This is a genomic window from Vibrio makurazakiensis, from assembly GCF_050337375.1.
Classification (GTDB): Bacteria; Pseudomonadota; Gammaproteobacteria; order Enterobacterales; family Vibrionaceae; genus Vibrio; species Vibrio makurazakiensis.
On sequence record NZ_JAKJSW010000280.1, the window covers coordinates 1 to 4,358 of the forward strand.

A 4,358-nucleotide genomic window follows, 5' to 3' on the forward strand; every position below is an offset into this window, starting at 1 on the left:
GTACATAGACCTGTATCTTTTTAAATTAATCACGTCACAGCACCTACTTATTCCTAAAAAGAATAAGCAATAGTACTAAATCATTTATTTGGTTATACATAGACTTCTAGTATGCGAGAAAACTACAGGAGGATATAATTATGAGTTATGAAGGATGGTTTACGCTCGCACTCACCGTGCTTGTGCTGTTTACATTAATTAAAACATCAATCGGGCCGCATATCGTAATGATGGCGGCACTTACTATATTAAGTGTGACTGGGATTTTAACGACTAAAGAAGTCTTATCGGGTTTTAGTAATTCAGGGTTAATCACAGTCGCAGCAATGTTCGTTGTCGCGGCCGGGATATATCACTCTGGCGGTATCAACTTCATAGTAAACAGGCTCTTAGGCAACCCTAAAACAGTAAGAGGTGCATTGCTCAGGATTTTCTTACCCGTTGCTCCATTAAGCGCTTTTCTAAATAACACCCCCGTTGTTGCTACTATGCTACCCGCCATGATTGCTTGGTCTAATAAAACAAATATCGCTCCCTCTAGGTTATTAATACCGCTTAGCTATACAGCCATTCTTGGTGGTACTGTCACCCAGATAGGAACGAGTACTAATTTAATCGTTAACGGTCAGTATCAAAGTTTAACCGGGGAATCTGCTTTCGGCTTATTTGATATAACAATCATAAGTCTCCCAGTGGCGATTCTAGGCATGTTGTTCATATACATCCTATCTCCATTATTACTGCCAGATACGCGAGAAAACAAACCGCTTTCAAAAGTGAGAGAGTTCACCTTGGAAGTTTGTGTTACTAAAGATGGGGCATTGGATGGGAAGTCCATTAAAGAAGCAGGGCTAAGAAGTCTAAAAGGATTATTTCTTGTTGAAATTGAGCGTGGCGATTCAGTTTTACCGACAGTTTCACCCGATGAAATATTACAAGGAGGAGACCGGTTAGTTTTTGCTGGTGAAACAAAAGCAATTACAGATCTATTAAAAATAGATGGTATAGAGGCGCCAGGAAACCTAGAGCAACCGTTGCTCTTAGAGCATAAACGACAAGAAAGAGCGTTAGTTGAAGTAGTCGTGTCTCCATTTTTTGAAGCGTTAGGTACCTCAATTCGTGATTCTGAATTTAGAAACAAATATGATGCCGTTGTGCTTGCTGTTGCGCGAAACAGCGAAAGACTAAACTCAAATCTTGGTGCTATTAAAATACAAGCCGGTGATACTTTACTATTAGAGACCAAACCTGAATTTGCATCTAACCAGATGTTTAACAGGGAATTTCTACTTGTTAATGTTCCTGAACATGAAACCCCTAATCATGAAAAAGCCTCGCTCTCATGGTTATTTCTTATCGTAGCCGTTACTTCCGCCGCTACAGGACTTACATCGATGTTAAATGCATCGCTAGTTGCAGCCGGAGCGATGTTAGTTTTTGGGTGCCTATCAGCAAGACAGGCAGAAAAAAGTTTAGATATTACTGTCATTTTGACGATCGGGGCTTCTTTTGCTTTAGGGTTAGCGCTACAAAAATCAGGWGTGGCAAGTTATCTCGCTGAATTGATCGTAGGGTTAAGTTCCGGAAATGCCGTTATACTTCTTGTTTTAACTTATGTAACGGTATCCGTATTGACTGAAGTTATCACTAACAATGCAGCAGCTGTCTTAATGTTACCTTTAATCATTGAGGTTACAGAGAACGCTTCTTTGAACCCTACTCCATATATATTTGCAATAATGATGGCGGCTTCAGCAAGTTTCGCGACACCGCTAGGCTATCAAACAAACCTTATGGTTTTTGGACCAGGAAATTACAGATTTAGTGATTACTTGAAAATTGGCATTCCCATGAATCTGTTAGTAGGAATGACCACTATAACAATTCTGTATCTAGTATTTCCTCTGACTTTGTAACCCCGTTTAGTCAATGACTTACCTCACTAAATAAACCTCCCTTAAATTTATTCAAATATAAGGGAGGTAACTTAAGTGAAGTTATTAGAAGCGTATTAATACAACTTAGGAGGATTTCCTCTATTTTCGACAACTCGTTCAACTTGAGACTCCCACTTTCTGATTAGTTGGTTAAATTCCTTTGAATTTAAATACTTATCTAATGGGTCATCAAGGTTAAACTCGGGCATAAATGTTCCAAGAACTCCTTTATCTAATATCCCATCAGCAATAACATCGCTCTCCCTTAAAATGAGTACAGGCAACCCGATCTGGAATGCCATAGCTGGTTCTATTTGACTATAGGGACTAGTGAACCATTGACCATCTATCGTCGATTCCGATTCACTTCCAGGTTTCTCCTTGCCAGACTCAATATAATACCTTCGAAAAGCGACCGTTATTAACCCATTTGATTCAGACATCAGACGACGTATAGCTTTTAGTGGCGCATCCATATCGTAATCAGTAACACCTAAAGTTCGGGGGGTATAACCCTGCTCGAATAGATAGTTTGACAGCGTTTCGATAAAGTTTATCTGGTCACTGTTATAAGCATTAGGGTAACTAAGAAAAACTGAAGTTCCCATAAAACCTCCTCTTTTAACGAATACTCGCCAATATGCGCTCTAAGGGGTAATCCTTAAAATACGAAAATGTTATAAGCTAATATATTTTTATCGAGATCGCCCGATAGGAACTTTGAATGCGCTAGAAACGTAGATAAGTCAACGTGTCCCCAGCACTCTTTTGTCTATTCACGGCTTTCTGCTCGTCAATCGCGTTTACGCATTCATAGTTAAAAGCTAGTCGTCACGCCAATAGCTATGAGGCTAAAACGAATATAGTTAAAGAGCATGATGGAGGGACGAAAGGTATCTATCTATCAACTAAAACACAACTTTACATTACACTGCAACTTCCCCTATTCGTATTCATTGCCTTTACATAAACATAAACCTATCTAGGCCAACGTGGCCCACAGTTCCGTTTGGACATCTGGAATTACGAATAAGTTACAGTGTAACCAGAAAATAAAGTAACTTAAATACTGGTGAGTGGTCTATTTCGCTCAATATTCCAGGTTCGATTGTATTCGCCAAATTACAATCTGACTAATATCTTTGCTCTCCGATAAAGAGCGAGGATGAAGAACTTTATACAGTCAAAGCAAAAATCTCCCTACTTATTAGTGACACTGTATCTAATGATTACGCCACTTATTAGTTTTGGGTAACCACACCTCCTACGAACTTCGTTTAAACATCAATAAAGTAACGACCCACGGCAAAAAATTATAATCTCTATGTATTTCAATAGTTTAATTACAGCCGTCAAACTTACTGACGCCTAGATTAGTACTGTGTTTGACTTTCATGTTCATGTGTAATTAAATTACACAGTTACACACACTAGATTCTGAACAGATCTTTACCCTAGAGTAAGTCATTGAAAATACTTAGCTTATTGAATTTAAAGCGCTTGAATCAAAAGCCTTTCATAAACAACGCACATGAGTTTGAAGGGGAAGTTTACCAGTAGATTATTCTTGCCCTTAACTAGTTTTAGTTATAGTGCACGAGTGTTAGTTTTTTAAGATGAAAGAAAATGAAGTGATGTGATTGATTGGGAATGGTGTCAAATATGAGGAAGGTATTAATAGCCCCTACCCTATGTAGAAGCTATTAAAAAATAACGATTAATTAGATTCGTTTTGTTCAGCAATTTCTTTTCGGATTTGCTCGGCGACTAATTTGATAGCTTGAGCTGTACTCACACCTTGTGTCATGAGTTCTTGAATTCGCTCAACAGCCTTTTGTTGTTCTTGGTGAGATAGCGTTGGAAGATCGTTTAACATAGTCAGCTCCTATTTTTAGGAAGCTGACTATATAAGGAGTTTTAATAACTAGCAAGGAAATTGACGTAAGCACCCATTGAGTTTTCATTGGTGTAGCTGGCACCAATATCAAGCTGGAACAAGTTCAACGGTGAGATACCAAGACCTGCAGTAACAGTATCATCGGCATTATCGTAGGCAAGATTCTTTTTATAACCAGCCCTTAATTTCAGTTGACGTAACACATCGATTTCGCCACCAACCCTGAGCATTTGAGTGTTGTCATCAAAGTTAGTGAAGCGCTCTTCTTCATTAAGGTCATAATCAACACTGATTGTGGCGTAATCACCAACAATACCCATACCTACGGTATATAAAGGACGCATTTGATAAGCCTCAGAAACAGTACCGGAGCGAGTTGCGCCATCACTACTCTCAAGCTGATAATTTACAGTCTTTGTTTGAATATCACGTGATACCAAATTACTAGCAGAAAAACCCACACGGAAAGGCCCATAGAACCATAGTGCGCCCGCATCCATGTTAAACATAGTGTCTGCAGTCTC

Annotated in this window: 4 protein-coding genes; 1 reads left to right on the plus strand and 3 read right to left on the minus strand. The window is 38.9% G+C overall.

Going from position 1 to position 4,358, the window contains the following annotated elements; all coding sequences use genetic code 11:
• Nucleotides 1-140 precede the first annotated feature (140 nt).
• Nucleotides 141-1,916 carry an SLC13 family permease gene (locus tag L4C33_RS19905; RefSeq protein WP_428814139.1) on the plus strand — a complete coding sequence of 592 codons (1,776 nt, stop codon included), beginning with the start codon at nucleotides 141-143 and terminating at the stop codon, nucleotides 1,914-1,916.
• Between the two features lie 95 nt (nucleotides 1,917-2,011).
• Here the strand turns inward: L4C33_RS19905 and L4C33_RS19910 are convergent, their stop codons facing one another.
• The 3 genes from L4C33_RS19910 to traF form a co-directional block, all read right to left on the minus strand.
• Nucleotides 2,012-2,545, minus strand: coding sequence for a hypothetical protein (locus L4C33_RS19910; RefSeq protein ID WP_428814140.1), 534 nt, complete (start codon nucleotides 2,543-2,545; stop codon nucleotides 2,012-2,014).
• Nucleotides 2,546-3,654: 1,109 nt separating this feature from the next.
• Nucleotides 3,655-3,813, minus strand: a complete 159-nt coding sequence (locus tag L4C33_RS19915; RefSeq protein ID WP_428814141.1) for a YoaH family protein — start codon at nucleotides 3,811-3,813, stop codon at nucleotides 3,655-3,657.
• A gap of 41 nt (nucleotides 3,814-3,854) precedes the next feature.
• Nucleotides 3,855-4,358, minus strand: a 504-nt coding sequence (gene traF / locus L4C33_RS19920) for a conjugal transfer protein TraF (RefSeq protein ID WP_428814142.1), incomplete at its 5' end; no start/stop codon positions are given.